Genomic DNA, 16,132 nt, shown 5'->3' on the forward strand with positions numbered 1-16,132 from the left:
GAGTTAGATCGCAGAAACGGGTACATATAGCGCCGACGCGAGCCTGGAAATGGATAAAAAAGCGCTGAATAGTGCAGGCTGGCGATGATGTGTTACTATAAATGTAAATAAATTGTGAAGTAAATTTTGCTTCCGGGGAACGAACGTGAATACATTACAACTCTCCATTGTCCATCGCTTGCCCCAGAGCTATCGCTGGTCGGCGGGTTTTGCAGGTTCGAAAGTTGAACCGATTCCGCAAAGCGTCGCGGGCTGCGAAAACTGCCTGGTCGCGCTCAAGCTGCTGAGCCCGAGCGACGAAAATGCATGGCGGGTGATGGAGCGTCTCAGTCAGGCCCTGACGGATATCGAAGTGGACAGCTCCGTACTGGAGTGTGAAGGTGAGCCGTGCCTGTTTGTGAAAAGCCAGGACGAGTTTGCCGCCACCTGCCGTCTGAAGAATTTTGGCGTTGCCATCGCTGAGCCTTTCTCCGGCCAGTATCCCTTCTGACCGCTAGTCTGCCGATAACAGCTGGCGCGTGTAGCGCTGCGTTGGCGCGCTAAATACGCGCTGGCACTCACCCTGCTCGACCACTTCTCCCTGTCGCAACACAATCACCTGATGGCATAGCGCCCGCACCACCTGTAGATCGTGGCTGATAAAGATATAGGCCAGCCGGTGCTTTTCCTGAAGCCCTTTCAGCAGGGCCAGGATCTGCGCCTGAACGGTTCTGTCCAGCGACGACGTCGGTTCATCCAGAATAATCAGCTCCGGTTTCAGGATCAGCGCGCGGGCAATGGCGATACGCTGGCGCTGTCCGCCGGAGAATTCAGCCGGATAGCGGTGGCGGGTCTCGGCGTCTAAGCCCACTTCGGCCATCACCCGCGTAACTTCCTGCTCTCGCTGCTGAGCGCTCAGGCCGGGCTGATGCACGCGCAGACCCTCTTCGATAATCTGTAACACGCTGAGCCGTGGGTTAAGCGAGGAGTTAGGATCCTGAAACACCACCTGCATCCGGGGCCGCACGGGCAGCATCTGACGGCGGTTCCAGCGGTGCAGCGGCATATCGTCGAAGAGGATCTCGCCCTCAGAGGCAATTAAGCGCAGCAGCGCCAGACCGGTGGTGCTTTTGCCCGAACCGGATTCGCCCACCAGCCCGAGGGATTCTCCCGGGCGCAGCGAGAAGCGGATGTTTTTCAGCACCGGGTTCCGATCGACAATGCGGCGCAGAATACCTTTGCGGATCGGGAACGAGACGGACAGATCCTCAACGCGCAGCAGCGGTGTGCTGTCAGCCGCGAGAGGAACCGGGTCGCCGGAGGGTTCGCTGTCGAGCAAACGCTGCGTATAGGGGTGCTGCGGCGCGCTCAGCAGCGTGGACGCGGTATTCTGTTCAACGCACCGTCCGTTTTGCATCACCGCGACGCTGTCGGCCAGCTTTCTTACAATGCTCAGGTTATGCGTGATAAACAGCAGGCTCATGTTCAGCTCGTCACGCAGCTCCCGCAGCAGCGTCAATATTTGCGCCTGTACCGTCACGTCCAGCGCCGTTGTAGGCTCGTCGGCAATCAACAGCTCGGGGCGCGTGAGCAGCGCCATGGCAATCATCACGCGCTGGCGTTCGCCCCCGGAGAGCTGGTGCGGAAAATCGTTCAGCCGTTTGGCCGCGTTGCGTATGCCCGTTCGTTCCAGACAGTCCAGAATTTCTCCCCGCGCGGCCTCTTTGCGCATCCCCCGATGCAGGGAGAGCACTTCATAGAGCTGTTTTTCAAGACTGTGCAGAGGGTTAAGCGAAACCATCGGCTCCTGGAAGATCATGGCGATTTTGTTGCCGCGAATGCCGCGAAGGGTATGTTCGTCGGCATGCAGCAGCGAACCGCCGTGAAACAGAATATCTCCCTGCGGGTAGCTCACCGGCGGAGAAGGCAGCAGCCGCAGGATGGAGAGTGCCGAAACGCTCTTGCCTGAACCCGACTCGCCCACCAGGGCCAGCGTTTCCCCGGGCTGGATCTGCAGCGACAGGTCGGTGACCACGGTGCGCGTCTCGCCCTGCGTTGAAAAAGCAATCGACAGATTATCAATACTGAGAAGGGGCTGGGTCATTTTATACCGCCTTGTTCGGATCGAAGGCATCGCGCACGGCTTCGCCAATAAAAATCAGCAGCGAAAGCAGCACGGCCACGGAAAGAAAGGCGGCGATGCCTAACCACGGCGCCTGCAGGTTGTTTTTGCCCTGCAGCAGCAGTTCGCCGAGCGACGGGGAACCCAGCGGTAGCCCGAAACCCAGAAAATCCAGTGAGGTGAGGGTGGTGATGGAGCTGCACAGAATAAACGGCAGGAAGGTGAGCGTTGCGACCACCGCGTTGGGCAGCATATGGCGGAAGATGATCCCGCGGTCGCTCACGCCAAGCGCCTGCGCGGCGCGAATATAGTCGAAATTACGGGTGCGCAGGAACTCCGCCCGCACCACGCCCACCAGCGCCATCCAGCCGAACAGGACGGTGATGCCTAACAGCCACCAGAAGCCAGGCTGCACCACGCTGGAAAGCAGGATGATCAGAAACAGCGTTGGCATACCTGACCATACTTCAATAACCCGCTGGCCCCACAGGTCGATTTTCCCGCCGTAGTAGCCCTGAACGGCGCCCGCCACGACGCCCATCACGCTTGAGAAGATCGTCAGCATCAGCCCAAAGAGAAGAGAAATTCGCGTGCCATAAAGAATGCGCGCCAGCACGTCGCCGCCGTTCGCATCGGTTCCCAGCCAGTTTTGCGCGGAGGGCGGGGAAGGGAAGGGGGTTGTGGTGGAGAAGTTAATGCTGTTTGCGCCAAAGCGCACCGGCGCCCAGAGCGCCCAGCCGTGCTGCTCAATCTGCTGGCGAAGCCACGGATCCTGATACTCCGCCGGGGTCGCAAACGGGCCGCCAAAGTCGCTTTCGCTGTAGTTGGCGATAACCGGCACGTACCAGCGGTCGTTAAAATGCACCAGCAGCGGTTTGTCGTTGGCGATCAGCTCCGAACACATGCTTAAGGCAAACAGCACGGCAAAAATCCACAGCGACCAGTAGCCGCGGCGGTTGTGGCGAAAGCGGGCCCAGCGGGCCTGGTTGACGGGGCTTAAACGCGGCATCAGCGGCCCTCAAAATCGATTCGGGGATCGACCAGCGTATAGCTGATATCGCTGATGATATTCAGCAGCAGGCCAATCAGGGTGAAAATATAGAGTGTGCCAAACATCACCGGATAATCGCGCGACACGGTAGCCTCATAGCCCAGCAGCCCCAGGCCGTTGAGCGAGAACATCACCTCTATCAGCAGCGAGCCGGTAAAAAACATGCCGATGAACGTGGCCGGAAATCCGGCGATCACCAGCAGCATGGCGTTGCGGAACACGTGTTTCCACATGATCTGCTTCTCGCTCACGCCCTTGGCGCGGGCAGTCACGACGTACTGCTTACGAATTTCATCGAGAAAGGCGTTTTTGGTCAACATGGTCAGGGCTGCAAACCCGCCGATGACCGTGGCCAGCACCGGCAGCGTGATATGCCAGAGATAGTCAGTGATTTTCTGATACCACGGCAGGGAGCTGAAATCGGCGGAGACCAGCCCCCGCAGCGGGAAGAGGTCGAAATAACTTCCCCCGGCAAAAAAGACAATCAGCAGGACAGCAAACAGAAACGCCGGAATGGCATAGCCAATGATGATGAACGTGCTGCTCCAGATATCGAAGCGGCTGCCGTTATACACCGCTTTGCGGATCCCGAGCGGTATAGAGACCAGATAGATAATCAGCGTTCCCCACAGCCCCAGCGTTATTGAAACCGGCAGGCTTTGCTTGATCAACGTTAACACTGAGGCACTGCGAAACAGGCTGTCGCCAAAATCAAAGCGGATGTAATCCCAGAGCATTTTGAAATAGCGTTCGTGAATCGGTTTGTCAAAGCCGTAGCGGTGGGTGATCTCGGCGATCACTTCCGGATCCAGCCCGCGGCCGCCGCGATAATGGCTTTCACTGATATTCCCTACGCCGGTTCGCGCATGGCTCGCGCCCATCCCTTCACCGCCACCGCCGGGCATGCCGCCGCTGTTGCCAAATTCAATAGCGGCAATCGCCTGATCGACCGGGCCGCCGGGGGCGATTTGCACGATAAAAAAGTTAATCGTGATGATGGCCCACAGGGTGGGGACGATCAGCAGGAGACGACGGATAAGATAGGCACCCATGATGATTCCTTAGCGCCGCTCAGCGGGAAGTCTGGCGGCTTTGTTAACGTCATACCACCAGGTATCAAAGCCCAGGGAATAGACAGGGCGCACGGCGGGCACGGAGAACTTGTCCCAGCGCGCAAGGCGATCTTCGCCCATATACCACATCGGCAGCATGTAGTAGTTCCAGGTTAAGACCCTGTCGAGGGCGCGCCCGAGCGGCAGGAGCTTTTCTTTATCCCCCTGCGCCGCCACTATTTTCGCAATCAGCGCGTCAATTGCCGGGCTTTTTACCCCTGGCGCATTGTATGAGGAGTCGATGTAGCTGGAGGCCCAGGAAATTTGCAGGTCCGAGCTGGGCCACGGCTGGGCGGGCCACAGGCGCTGCATCATGTCGTAATCACGGCTGCGCATGCGGCTGGTGATCTGCGCGTTATCGACCTGGCGGATGTTCATGGTCACGCCCAGCCGCTCAAGGTTATGCTTGAACGGCAGTACCCACTGATCGTTGCCCCCGGACGAGAGCAGCAGCTCAAAGCTGAGAGGCTTACCCGTTTTGGCGTCCACACGCTTTTGATTTTTCAGGTGCCAGCCCGCGTCATCCAGCAGCTTGCTGGCCTTGAGCAGGTTGTCGCGGTCGTAACCGTCCCCGTTCGAGGCGGGCGGCTGAAACACGGTGGTGAACACCTGCGGCGGAACCTCCGCTTTCAGCGGTGCCAGCAGAACCAGCTCGTCGGCTTTCGGATAATCACGCGCGGCGTACTCGGTATTTTGAAAATAGCTGTTGGCGCGGCTGTAAGCCCCGTAAAACAGCGCTTTGTTCATCCATTCAAAATCAAAGGCCAGAGATATCGCTTCCCGCACCCGGCGGTCATTAAATACCGGACGCTGAATATTAAACGCCAGCCAGCGGGTATCCTGGGCAGACTCATTTTTGTGCTCGTCTTTGACGATATAGCCTTTTGCGAAATTTTTGCCGATATAGCGGGTCGCCCAGTTTTTGGCGCTGCTCTCTACGCGTAAATCGAAGGCGCCGGCTTTGAACGCTTCAAACGCCACGTTATCGTCGAGGTAGTAATCATAGCGAAGGGTGTCGAAATTCCAGCGCCCGCGGTTTACCGGCAGGTTTGCCGCCCAGTAGTCTTTAACGCGAGAGTAAACGACATATTGCCCCATGCGCCAGTCGGTGATGCGGTATGGGCCGCCCGCCAGCGGCGGCGTGGAAAGCGGGTCGCTTAGCTTATGATTTTTCCAGAACGACTCAGGCATAACCGGCAGCGAGAACAGGCTAAGCATATTCTCTTTGTTCGGTTCGCTCAGCTCGATGCGCACGGTGAGCGGCGCGATGGCTCTGACGGATGCGCCTTTATATACGATGCGGAACTGGGGGACGCCTTCGGTCATGAATTTATGGAAGGTGAAGGCGACGTCGCTGGCCTTCACCGGCGTACCGTCATGAAAACGTGCCCGCGGGTTCAGCGAGATTTCCGCCCAGGCGAAGTTATCGGCGTAACGCACGTTCTCGGCAATCAGCGGATAGTAGCTGCCGGGCTCGTCATCAGACGTGACAAAGAGCGTATCGTAAAGCGATTCCGTTCGCGCGGCCGCCACGCCGCGTAGGGCGAAGCGGTTGAAGTTGTCGAAGGTGCCGGTAGCGGAAAGCGTGACCTTTCCACCCTTCGGCGCGGCTGGGTTAACGTAATCGAAGTGCGTAAAATTGACCGCATATTTCGGCTCGCCAATCACCGCGAAGGCGATATTTTCTTTGATGGCCTGCGCCTGGCTGGACAGGCTCGTTAATGCCAACATCAGCAACATAAAGCGCATAAGCATCTCGCGGCAGCTCCCTCTTTTACAGACCGGCTCGGTTAAGCTGAATAATAAGTGACGTCACGGGCAATGTGAAATTATTCACCGTCGGGTGAAACGTCAGGACGCCATTTGCGGAACTGTTCCAGCGGCATCGGGCGGCTAATCCAGTACCCCTGAAGGAAGTTAACGCCGTGTTCGCGCAGCCAGGCGGCCTGTTCCGGCGTTTCCACCCCTTCGGCGACGGTCAACATACTCAGCCGTCTTGCCAGCGTCAGCACGGCATCCAGCACCGGTGACGTTACCGTCTCAGTCCCTATCGCATTAATAAAACCACGGTCGATTTTGAGGTAGTCCATGGTGAAATGCTCAAGATAAATCAGCGCGCTGTGGCCGGTGCCAAAATCATCAATGGCGATTTCAAACCCTTCGTTATGTAGCCATTCGAAGAGGCTGTTGGCTTCCCGATGATTCAGCATGTCGCGCTCGGTAATTTCCAGCACGATCTGGAAGTAATCCGGCGGCAGTAACGCTTTGAAGGTGCGCATATCGTCCTTGAAGCTTTCCGCATGCAGATGCCCCGGTGCAATGTTAATGCCCACCTTTGCGCCCGGAGGTAACAGGGTTTGTAACACGGGGGCATCGTGAATGATAAGGTCAAAGAGATGCAGCGTCAGCGGGACGATCAGCTTCTGCGCTTCGGCGAAGTTGATAAACGCGTCCGGCGGAATTTCCCCCATTGTCGGGTGTTTCCAGCGCATCAGCACTTCAAGGCCGGTCATTTTGAGCGATTTGGCATCAACGACGGGCTGATAGACCACGTAAAACTGGCCGCGCTTAATGGCGCTTAAAATCTCTTTACCCGGATTGAGCCGAATGCTGAGGATATAGTAGTTGAGCGATCCGGCACATATACCGCACACCAGCCCGAAAAACAGGGCGTAGAGAATTTCATCGCTGGTCCATGCGTCCGCATACAGGTTTATGGTCAGGGGAATGTCTTTCAGCGTTGCGGTACGGGCCGGGATTTCATCCAGGTCATGCGCGTTGAGCAGCGTGCTGGACCGCGTTGACAGCGCATGATCGCCAATGATGATGGCTATCCCCGTGAATTCGTCCTGGCGCGCGGTGTAGAGCAGGTAAGGCGTCAAATTGAGATTCACCGAGGTGAACACGCCGCCGTCCTTCACTAACGGGTTACGATACCAGATGGCGATGGCAGGCTTGTTGGGCAACATCGGGGTGCCTGGAAGCAATGCCATATCGATCTGCTTATCGATGTGCAGCTCGGGTATCAGCTCCTCCATCGGGAAATTCATCGGGCCGGTGGCGGAAGAACAGAACGCCATTTTATCTCTGACCAGCAGGAATGCGCGAACGTTAATGCTAAAGGCCGCGCGCGAGGTAAGTTCCTGATTGACGTCGTGGCAGTTGTTCAGCGTGAGCGGCTGGAGGGTATCGACAGCGTTTTTCAACTCATCGAAATAGCTCTCCATATAGCTGCTCACGTCGTGGATCAGGGTGTCGAATTTGACTTCCCGCTTGTGGTAGCTCCAGAAAAATTGCAACGAACCCAGGAGCAGGGCGGCGATCAGGCCTGTGATAATGCTGAGGATTAATATCTTGCGATTGCTGGAGAAGTAGCGGGTGAACATAGACGTCGTGATTCCTGAAATGCCGCTGGATGTATTCAGTGTAACGGGCAAAAAAAAACACTGCCGAAGCAGTGCTTTTTTTCATCATATCGTCAGCCAAGGGATAACCAACGATACAATAGTCATATTAACTGCGGGTCAGTACGCGGCGTGCTTCGTTATAGCGCTTCTTCCAGTATGGTTCATTCATGCTGGAAATGGTCACACCGCTGCTGGTGGAGGCATGTACAAACTGGTCATTACCAATGTAGATGCCAACATGTCGACCTGTAGAACCGGCACGGAACAGGACTAAATCACCGGTGCGCAGTTTGGTACGTGAAATCGACTTGCCCATCTCCTGCTGTTCATAGGTTGAACGCGGAAGATCTAACCCAAACTGCTCGCGGAACGTACGCTGTACAAAACCGGAACAATCAATACCTGTTTTTGTGCTGCCGCCAAGACGATAGCGCACGCCTTTCCAGCTTGCATACTGGTCCATAATACGGGACTTAACGTCCAGATTACGTACCATATTTTCAAATTCATCCTGAGAGGCTTGCAGTGACGAGGAATCTTCCATTCCCACAACACGCGTCTCAGGATGCATATTCTTTGCGGTGTTCGATGTACTACATGCAGACAACAGTACCGCGACTGCTATCGCCGGGATCCCCCGTAAGATATATCTCAGAAACGGTTGAGATTTGACCATGTTGTTTATTATCCCTTGAAGTCCTTAACGACAAATATCGTTATAAAAATGCCAAACGTGACGAGACTAATTATCTGTTCACATTGAGACAATTGTTTCTGGTCACATTTGTGGCACAGCGCACAAAATTATTCACCAAGGAAATAATTATCTCTATGGGGCAAAACGAGTTCGAGATTAACCGATTGCCAGGGGTATTGCGAGTAAAAAAAGCCTTTTTTTTATAAGAAAATGTGATACAGAAAGTAAAAACATAGAATTGCGCAAAATAGCGACGGATCCGCTGCGCCAGTATGCAATTGCTTCATTTTTAACATGAATATGATGACGAGAATATGACAGCGGGGAAAGATCGCGGCGAGAACGCTATCAGGGATCATGTCGATCCCTGATAGCCCACGTTAATTTAGGTTAGTTATTTGTTTAATTGTTGTTGCGCTTTACCGGGAAGATAGCGATCGAACAGCGCTATTATCCTGTCGCTCAGTGGGGTCATTAAACACCACGGCAGCGCAATCAGCGCCACGGAGAGCGAACCGACGGCAATATCGGTGAACCAGTGGGCGCCAATCATTACGCGCGGGAAGGCAAAAACCACAAAAATAATCAGGGCTATGGCAAAGGCTTTTCTGCCGAAATAGCGAAGCATAATTGCGGAAAAAATAAGCAGCATCATGCCGTGATCGCCGGGGAAACTGTCCTTCGACGCATCTTTTGTTGGAATATGCAGCAGTTCGCTGACGCGATTAATATCGGTGAAGAATAGCGTTGGGCTTGAACGCTTAACCGGAATAATCGCGGTTGCCAGCTGGTTAATGACGACGGCAAACAGCAGCATCACCAGACCGATAATGAGAATACGCCGACGCCCGGCTTTATCCTCTTTCAGCCAGAAAGAGAGCATCAGGCAGCCCATGGCCAGCAGCGAGAAGCCGTCGAAGGCGCGGTTGTTGGTAATTGCTACCAGCCACAGGAACGCGTTGCTCTTCACCAGCTCCTGGTTGAAGAAGTGAAAAATGGCAGAATCCAGCGGGAACCAGAAACCATGATCCGCCGGGATATACCAGGAGAAGAAAAGCGCCAGACCGGCGACATTAAGCAGTAATATCAGGGGAAATCGAGTTGTCATAACGTTCTGCATAGAGTGAAAACTGGGGCAACGTTAGCCGCCCGAACTTAAACGAATCCTCAACAGGCTGGACTGGAGGGCATTCCAGTCGGCGTTAACCGCACTAATTAACTCTATTCGGCTGTCAGGCGGCGCCACATTTTGGGTTTCAATAAAGAAATCGTCGCCCTGACGGTTGATCCGCACCAGCCCGTCCGGCGTGCGCATGATCCCTTTCACGCGATCGACGGGAGCAAGTCTGGCCCACTCCAGGATCCCGATGGTATCGAAAACGGTTTCAGCATCAAAAATCCATCCGCAGGCCTGATATCCCTGGCCGCTGTTCAGGTTACGACGCCAGCGCTGGTGCTCCGGCAGGCTGAGGGCAGCCAGGCCCTGCTTAACCGGATGACTGTGCGCATGATCGGCGCTGGCAGGCAGCTCGGTGAGGTTCAGACGAGGAAGGTCAAGCAGGGCGCTATCAATATTCCCCTGGGTGGTCTGCACCCGCGTGCGATTGCCGCCGAAATGTTGCCACCACGCGTCCAGCGCGGCCTGGCTTTCCGCCGTGGCGCGATCTTCTTTATTCGCGACAATAACGTCCGCCGAGGCGAGTTGATCGCGGAAGTTCTCATTGGCCACCGCCTTGTCATCCAGAAGCTGACGCGGATCGAGCAGGCACAGGGTGGCGCGCAGTTCGATCCACGGCTCGTAAACCGGGGCGGTCAGTAAATCGAGGATCTGCTTCGGGTGACCCAGCCCGGTGGGTTCGATCAGCAGGCGGTCGGGTTTGCCCTGACGCAGCAGGGTATTGAGCCCGACCTGCATCGGCAGGCCATTGACGCAGCACATGCACCCGCCGGGGATCTCTTTAATCATCGCGCCGCTGGATGACAGCAACGCGCCGTCAATGCCCACCTCGCCAAATTCATTGACCAGCACGGCCCATTTCTCGGCCGGATCTTTATTTGCCAGCAGGTGGAGAATTGAGGTGGTTTTACCGCTGCCGAGAAAACCGGTGATGAGGTTGGTTTTGGTCACGTGTGCTCCGAAAGAGAATTGTGATGCTATAACACTGTTCTCTCTATCCTGGCGAAAAACGTGACCTGTGAGAAGAGGAAGGGCGAACGGAGGCCTCATCCGTTCGCGTTAAGCGCAATAATCGTTAAATATTTAACGTTTCTATAACAGCCTGACGTGCGCCGTGGCGGGTAATGCGCTGGTATGCCAGGCTGACCGCCTCCACAAACACGCTGTTTTGCGCGAGATCGTGACCAAAGACCTCGCTCAGCCCCAGCAGGGCGTTAACGCGGTCGGCGTCGCTGCTGGCGTCGACAATCGTGCGGATTTTCTCGCTGAGGGGATCGCGAACATCAATCGCGTTGCCACGGTCGTCGGTGCCGCTGACGTAGCGTATCCAGCCGGCCACGCCCAGGGCCAGCAGCGGCCACGGTGTTTTTCGCTCAAGATGAACGCGGATCCCGTCCAGCATTCTTTGCGGAAGCTTCTGGCTACCGTCCATCGCGATTTGCCAGGTCCGATGCTGGAGTGCCGGGTTGGCAAAGCGCTCCAGCAGGCTATCGGCGTAGGCGGTGAGGTCGACATCCTTAATGCGTAATGTGGGTGCCTGCTCGTCCAGCATGAGACGACGGGCGGCTGCACGGAACGCAGCGTCCTCCATGCATTCATTAATATGGGCGTAGCCCGCGAGGTACCCCAGATATGCCAGGAAAGAGTGGCTGCCGTTGAGCATGCGCAGTTTCATCTGCTCCCAGGGCAGAACATCCTGCACCATCTGAACGCCCGCGACTTCCCACTCCGGACGACCGGCGACAAAATTATCTTCCACCACCCACTGAATAAACGGTTCACAGCTGATGGCGCACGGATCTTCAACGCCGAGCGCGTCGGTGATTTCCGCCAGCGAGGCGTCCGTCGCGGCGGGAACAATTCTGTCGACCATCGTTCCCGGGAAACTCACGTGGCTATCAATCCATTCTGACAGCGCCGCGGAACGCTTTTGCGCCATGCCCAGCACCGCGTTTTTCACCACGTGCCCGTTGTCGGGGATATTGTCGCAGGAAAGCACGGTAAACGCAGACAAGCCTCGCTCGCGGCGGCGGTGAAGCGCTTCGACCAGGATCCCGGGGGCGGAATGCGGCTCTGAGGGGTTTTCAAGATCGTGAATTATCCGGGCGTTGTGCAGATCGAGTTTCCCGGTCGCGGGATCGATGCAGTAGCCTTTTTCCGTGATGGTGAGCGACACAATAGCGACCTGAGGCTCGCAAAATTTCTCAATAATGGCGGGCAGAGAGTCCAGCTTTGCGTTCAGGCATTCATGAACGGCACCGACAATAATCGCCTCATTGCCTTCTGCACCTTTCTCCAGCACGGTGAACAGGTGATCCTGCGCGCGCAGCTGGCCCATCAGCACGTCGCCGCTGAAGAGGCTAATCTCACAAATCCCCCAGTCGCCGCCTTTTTCATTCAGCACCCGGTTTGTTAACAAAGCCTGGTGCGCGCGGTGAAAGGCACCAAAGCCAAAATGGACGATGCGGGAGCGTAACTGCGTGCGATCGTAGCGAGGTTGCTGAACGTGGGCAGGAAGGGCGGTGGAGGCAATTGTCTTCATGAGATACACACCTGATTAACCATTAATTAACAATGCCAGTGTAAAGTTATATGACAGCAAATAAAATTGGTGAGCCGTAAATATCCCCGTTCTGTGAGTTTGATCAATCAATGTGTGGCGGTATGTTGACCCTTAGCGGTAAACATGTATGGTAGTCGTCATTGCAGTAACGCATATTGGTATAACAACTTAAGAGGGTGAGGCAATGGAACAAACCTGGCGTTGGTACGGGCCGAACGATCCGGTTTCTCTTGATGATGTGCGTCAGGCTGGCGCAACGGGTGTCGTCACGGCGCTGCATCATATTCCAAACGGTCAGGTATGGCCGGTTGAAGAAATTCAACAGCGTCAGGCGCTGCTGGCGGAGAAGGGGTTAACCTGGTCTGTAGTGGAAAGCATTCCGGTTCACGAAGACATCAAAACCCATTCCGGTGAGTACCAGACCTGGATTGCTAACTATCAGCAGAGCATTCGCAACCTGGCGACCTGCGGCATTGATACGGTCTGCTATAACTTTATGCCCATCCTCGACTGGACGCGCACCGACCTTGAATACCAGATGCCGGACGGCTCGAAAGCGCTGCGTTTCGATCAGATTGCCTTTGCGGCATTCGAGCTGCACATTCTGAAACGCCCTGGCGCCGAAGCGGATTACACCGCGGAAGAGCAGCAGCAGGCGCTTGCGTGGTTTAACGCCGCCAGTGACGCAGACATCGAAAAGCTGACCCGTAATATTATTGCGGGCCTGCCGGGGGCGGAAGAGGGGTATACCCTGGAGCAGTTCCGCGCGCGCCTGGCGGAATACGGCGATATTGATAAGCACCAGCTGCGTGAAAACATGGCGTACTTCCTGCGCGCTATCGTGCCGGTCGCAGAAGAGGCGGGTGTACGCCTCGCCGTGCATCCGGACGATCCACCGCGTCCTATCCTCGGCCTGCCGCGTATCGTTTCCACCCTTGAAGATATGCAGTGGCTGAAAGAGACGGTAAACAGCATCTATAACGGCTTTACCATGTGTACCGGCTCCTACGGCGTGCGTGCGGATAACGACCTGGTGCAGATGATCGAAACCTTCGGCGATCGTATCCACTTCACGCATCTGCGCGCGACCTGCCGCGAAGAGAATCCAAAAACCTTCCACGAGGCGGCGCACCTGGGCGGCGATGTGAATATGGTGGCGGTGGTAGACGCCATTCTGGCTGAAGAGGCGCGTCGCAAGCAGGCGGGCGATGTGCGTCCTATTCCGTTCCGTCCGGATCACGGCCACCAGATGCTGGACGATCTGCGTAAGAAAACCAACCCGGGCTATTCGGCGATTGGTCGTCTTAAAGGAATGGCGGAAGTGCGCGGCGTTGAGCTGGCGCTGAAGATGACGAAGTATCCGGAGCTTCTGTAAGCTCTGTTGCCCGGTGGCGCTGCGCTTACCGGGCCTACAAAAAAACCGGCCTGAGAGCCGGTTTTTTTGTTTTTCCAGGTCGGGTAAGGCGAAGCCGCCACCCGACAAACGCCACAATCAGTCAGCGCGACCCATATAGCGTTTTTCTTCGATATGGATGCGGATTTTCTCGCCAGCGGAGAGGTATTCCGGCACCTGCACAACCAGGCCAGTCGTCAGGGTAGCCGGTTTGTTGCGGGCACTTGCGGATGCGCCTTTGATGCCTGGTGCGGTTTCAACGATTTCCAGATCGACGGTCTGAGGCAGCTCCAGCGCCAGCAGCACGCCGTCCCAGGTCAGGACCTGCATGTCAGGCATGCCGCCTTCAGGGATGAACAGCAGCTCTTCTTCAATCTGATCTTTGGTGAAGATGTACGGGGTGTAATCTTCTTTGTCCATGAACACGTATTCGTTGCCGTCGATGTAGGAGAAATCAACATAGCGACGGGTCAGGGTCACGGTATCGACGATATCGTCACCTTTAAAGCGCTCTTCCACTTTCAGGCCGGTACGCACATCGGCGAAACGCATTTTGTACAGCGTTGCTGCACCACGGGCGCTCGGGGCCTGAATGTCGATATCTTTCACAATCAGCAGTTTGCCGTTGTAATTCAGCACCATACCTTTCTTAATTTCGTTCGCTCTTGGCATTGCAGTAATCCTGTTTACGGGAGGTAAAAAATATCGCGCCAAATTACTCGCGCGCGGCCTTTCAGGCAAGAGGAATTCGTGGCTTTTGCTATCAATACGCAAAAGGTGTTACTGTGCGCGCGATGCCCGACTGCGCGGGCGATCGTCAGCGAAAGAGAGCATTTATGGATTGCCGTCCAGACTGTGGCGCGTGCTGTACTGCACCGTCCATTTCAAGCCCCATTCCAGGAATGCCGGAGGGTAAGCCTGCCAATACCCGCTGCGTTCAGCTCTCTGAAACCAATCTATGCATGATCTTTGGCTCACCGTTGCGCCCGAAAGTCTGCTCCGGGCTTCAGCCCGCTGCCGAAATGTGTGGCAGCACGCGAGGGCAGGCGATGACGTATCTTCTTGAGCTGGAAGCGCTCACCGCGCCTTAAACGTCTTTAATCCTCGCCAGACAGCCGATCGTCAGGGTACACATCACCAGCGCAATCCAGAATACCGTGTGATAGTTCCAGATTTCGGCCACAACACCGGCCATTGAGCCCGCGATAATCCAGCCCACGCGGGTGGTATTAGTATAAAGGGTGGTGGCAGAGCCTGCCTGACCCGGCATCAAATCCTGGAAATAGAGCATGCCTATCCCGGCGAGAATGCCAATATAGATGGCGTTCAGCAGCTGTAAAGCCAGCAACAGCCCCGGCGTATTTACCGTCAGCATACCGATATAGAACAGCAGACCGGCGACGGCGGCGATGCGCATTAAAAAACGCTTCCCGAAACGCTTTGCGTAATAGCCCGCTATAAGCATGGTCGGGATCTCCAGCCCGGCCGCGGTACCCATCATAATGCCCGCCAGCTTCTCCGACAGGTGCAGTTCATTAATAATAAACAGCGGCATATTGATGATATACAGGCTGTTGGTACCCCACATCAGCGTGCAGACAACAAACAGGAGCAGGGCATCGCGGCGGTTGCGGCGCGGCGCTTCCAGCACGCCCGTTGCCACTTTCGGCTCTTTGCGCATGGACGGCAGGAAGAACCACACCAGCGCGCCGCACGCCACAAACGCGACGGCCGCACTCAGGTACATCACCGTAAAGCCAAAACCCATCGCCAGCGCGTAGGCCAGCGGCGGGCCAATCACCCATGCCAGCGACACCTGGGCACGCAGGACAGAGCTGAACATCACCGCTTCACGACCGGTATGGTCGGCGTGTTCGCGAGCAAGGGCGAACAGCTGGGGGTTCGCCGTTGAGCCAAAGCTGCTCAGGAATACCCCGACGAAGAGCAGAATGAAATAGTTGCGGTTCCAGGCAAACAGAACGCAGGCGAATACCCCCAGCAGACAGCAGAAAACGATCAGGCTTTTACGATCGCCTTTTCTGTCGGATCGCCCCGCCAGAAACTGGCTGACCAGGATGCCGATGATGGCGCTTCCGGTAAAAAAGAAGCCGACCATTGCCGGGCGGACGTGAACCTCATTTGTCAGGAACAAGCTCAATGTCGGCGTCTGTAACGCACCGGCAATGCCCGTGAAGAAGGCAACAACCAGGAATGCCGCTGAGGTCAAATCAAAGGGCTTCGGCGAGACGGCCGCAGGGGTGTTATGCATGTTTTATAATTAGGGAGTAGCAGAGAGGAGGCGGAGTTTACGCCGTCAGCTAAAAAATAAACAGTGGGTGCGGTCAATGATGCCACGAAAAATCAAAATGGCATTTCAACTTATCTCTCATCCGGCTGAACTTAGCTGAAACTGTCTTGCTGAACTTCAGCAAAATTCAGCTGAACGAAGAAGAAATGTGCTGTATCTCTAAATTCTGAGATCGGAAATACGAGTTTACTTGCAAGACATTGCAGAAAGCGCAAGACTTTTTGAAACGTTTCAGCGCTATCTTGTTTTAACAAACGGAGCAGGCTAGCGCATTTTTTCTCATTAAAGCTGAAACGATTCAAGTTCAGCAGGAGTGGAGAACC

At 55.6% G+C, this 16,132-nt stretch carries 14 protein-coding genes; 3 read left to right on the forward strand and 11 right to left on the reverse strand.

Annotated features, from left to right (window positions below; translation table 11 throughout):
• The first annotated feature begins 145 nt into the window (after window positions 1-145).
• The gene (locus tag AB8846_RS13970) at window positions 146-490 is read left to right on the forward strand and encodes a YejG family protein (RefSeq protein WP_028013883.1); all 345 of its coding nucleotides are present in this window, start codon (window positions 146-148) and stop codon (window positions 488-490) included.
• 3 nt (window positions 491-493) lie between these two features.
• On the opposite strand, the gene yejF is transcribed toward AB8846_RS13970, so the two are convergent.
• The 9 genes from yejF to AB8846_RS14015 all read right to left on the reverse strand — a co-directional run bounded on the left by yejF (window position 494) and on the right by AB8846_RS14015 (window position 12,087).
• The gene (gene yejF, locus AB8846_RS13975) at window positions 494-2,083 is read right to left on the reverse strand and encodes a microcin C ABC transporter ATP-binding protein YejF (RefSeq protein WP_370732952.1); all 1,590 of its coding nucleotides are present in this window, start codon (window positions 2,081-2,083) and stop codon (window positions 494-496) included.
• 1 nt (window position 2,084) lies between these two features.
• A complete protein-coding gene (locus tag AB8846_RS13980; protein ID WP_032641492.1) occupies window positions 2,085-3,110 on the reverse strand; it encodes an ABC transporter permease in 1,026 nt (341 codons plus the stop codon).
• On the reverse strand, window positions 3,110-4,204 hold the full coding sequence (locus tag AB8846_RS13985) for a microcin C ABC transporter permease YejB (protein WP_370732953.1): 1,095 nt from the start codon (window positions 4,202-4,204) through the stop codon (window positions 3,110-3,112). Before AB8846_RS13985 ends, AB8846_RS13980 begins: the two co-directional genes overlap by 1 nt.
• A gap of 9 nt (window positions 4,205-4,213) precedes the next feature.
• Complete coding sequence (locus AB8846_RS13990; RefSeq protein ID WP_331411874.1) at window positions 4,214-6,019, reverse strand: extracellular solute-binding protein; 1,806 nt, start codon at window positions 6,017-6,019, stop codon at window positions 4,214-4,216.
• A gap of 74 nt (window positions 6,020-6,093) precedes the next feature.
• The gene (locus AB8846_RS13995; RefSeq protein WP_063143767.1) at window positions 6,094-7,650 is read right to left on the reverse strand and encodes a cyclic di-GMP phosphodiesterase; all 1,557 of its coding nucleotides are present in this window, start codon (window positions 7,648-7,650) and stop codon (window positions 6,094-6,096) included.
• Between the two features lie 127 nt (window positions 7,651-7,777).
• Complete coding sequence (mepS, locus tag AB8846_RS14000; protein ID WP_047346578.1) at window positions 7,778-8,347, reverse strand: bifunctional murein DD-endopeptidase/murein LD-carboxypeptidase; 570 nt, start codon at window positions 8,345-8,347, stop codon at window positions 7,778-7,780.
• A 415-nt stretch (window positions 8,348-8,762) separates the two neighbouring features.
• Window positions 8,763-9,476, reverse strand: a complete 714-nt coding sequence (locus tag AB8846_RS14005; protein WP_331411876.1) for a phosphatase PAP2 family protein — start codon at window positions 9,474-9,476, stop codon at window positions 8,763-8,765.
• Between the two features lie 33 nt (window positions 9,477-9,509).
• Window positions 9,510-10,496 carry a GTP-binding protein gene (locus AB8846_RS14010; protein WP_370732954.1) on the reverse strand — a complete coding sequence of 329 codons (987 nt, stop codon included), beginning with the start codon at window positions 10,494-10,496 and terminating at the stop codon, window positions 9,510-9,512.
• 124 nt (window positions 10,497-10,620) lie between these two features.
• A complete protein-coding gene (locus AB8846_RS14015) occupies window positions 10,621-12,087 on the reverse strand; it encodes a mannitol dehydrogenase family protein (RefSeq protein ID WP_370732955.1) in 1,467 nt (488 codons plus the stop codon).
• A 205-nt stretch (window positions 12,088-12,292) separates the two neighbouring features.
• Here AB8846_RS14015 and uxuA point away from each other — a divergent pair, with 205 nt between their 5' ends.
• A complete protein-coding gene (gene uxuA, locus AB8846_RS14020; RefSeq protein WP_370732956.1) occupies window positions 12,293-13,483 on the forward strand; it encodes a mannonate dehydratase in 1,191 nt (396 codons plus the stop codon).
• Window positions 13,484-13,600: 117 nt separating this feature from the next.
• Here the strand turns inward: uxuA and yeiP are convergent, their stop codons facing one another.
• Entirely contained in the window at window positions 13,601-14,173 is a 573-nt protein-coding gene (gene yeiP, locus AB8846_RS14025; protein ID WP_008500940.1) for an elongation factor P-like protein YeiP, read from the reverse strand.
• Window positions 14,174-14,337: 164 nt separating this feature from the next.
• Between yeiP and AB8846_RS14030 the strand changes: the two genes are divergently transcribed.
• The gene (locus tag AB8846_RS14030) at window positions 14,338-14,592 is read left to right on the forward strand and encodes a YkgJ family cysteine cluster protein (RefSeq protein ID WP_063143815.1); all 255 of its coding nucleotides are present in this window, start codon (window positions 14,338-14,340) and stop codon (window positions 14,590-14,592) included.
• Here AB8846_RS14030 and setB read toward each other — a convergent pair.
• On the reverse strand, window positions 14,589-15,770 hold the full coding sequence (gene setB / locus AB8846_RS14035) for a sugar efflux transporter SetB (protein ID WP_370732957.1): 1,182 nt from the start codon (window positions 15,768-15,770) through the stop codon (window positions 14,589-14,591). The two genes, AB8846_RS14030 and setB, sit on opposite strands and share 4 nt — an antisense overlap.
• Window positions 15,771-16,132 lie beyond the last annotated feature (362 nt).

The sequence above is a fragment of the Enterobacter sp. KB-221C9 genome (assembly GCF_041320715.1).
Taxonomy (GTDB): Bacteria; Pseudomonadota; Gammaproteobacteria; order Enterobacterales; family Enterobacteriaceae; genus Enterobacter; species Enterobacter asburiae_D.

Bases quoted from the DNA above. Each gene is read 5' to 3' on its own strand.
- yejF (WP_370732952.1), bottom strand. From the start codon at position 2,083: ATGACCCAGCCCCTTCTCAGTATTGATAATCTGTCGATTGCTTTTTCA.
- AB8846_RS13980 (WP_032641492.1), bottom strand. From the start codon at position 3,110: ATGCCGCGTTTAAGCCCCGTCAACCAGGCCCGCTGGGCCCGCTTTCGC.
- AB8846_RS13985 (WP_370732953.1), bottom strand. From the start codon at position 4,204: ATGGGTGCCTATCTTATCCGTCGTCTCCTGCTGATCGTCCCCACCCTG.
- AB8846_RS13990 (WP_331411874.1), bottom strand. From the start codon at position 6,019: ATGCTTATGCGCTTTATGTTGCTGATGTTGGCATTAACGAGCCTGTCC.
- AB8846_RS13995 (WP_063143767.1), bottom strand. From the start codon at position 7,650: ATGTTCACCCGCTACTTCTCCAGCAATCGCAAGATATTAATCCTCAGC.
- mepS (WP_047346578.1), bottom strand. From the start codon at position 8,347: ATGGTCAAATCTCAACCGTTTCTGAGATATATCTTACGGGGGATCCCG.
- AB8846_RS14005 (WP_331411876.1), bottom strand. From the start codon at position 9,476: ATGACAACTCGATTTCCCCTGATATTACTGCTTAATGTCGCCGGTCTG.
- AB8846_RS14015 (WP_370732955.1), bottom strand. From the start codon at position 12,087: ATGAAGACAATTGCCTCCACCGCCCTTCCTGCCCACGTTCAGCAACCT.
- uxuA (WP_370732956.1), top strand. From the start codon at position 12,293: ATGGAACAAACCTGGCGTTGGTACGGGCCGAACGATCCGGTTTCTCTT.
- yeiP (WP_008500940.1), bottom strand. From the start codon at position 14,173: ATGCCAAGAGCGAACGAAATTAAGAAAGGTATGGTGCTGAATTACAAC.
- AB8846_RS14030 (WP_063143815.1), top strand. From the start codon at position 14,338: ATGGATTGCCGTCCAGACTGTGGCGCGTGCTGTACTGCACCGTCCATT.
- setB (WP_370732957.1), bottom strand. From the start codon at position 15,770: ATGCATAACACCCCTGCGGCCGTCTCGCCGAAGCCCTTTGATTTGACC.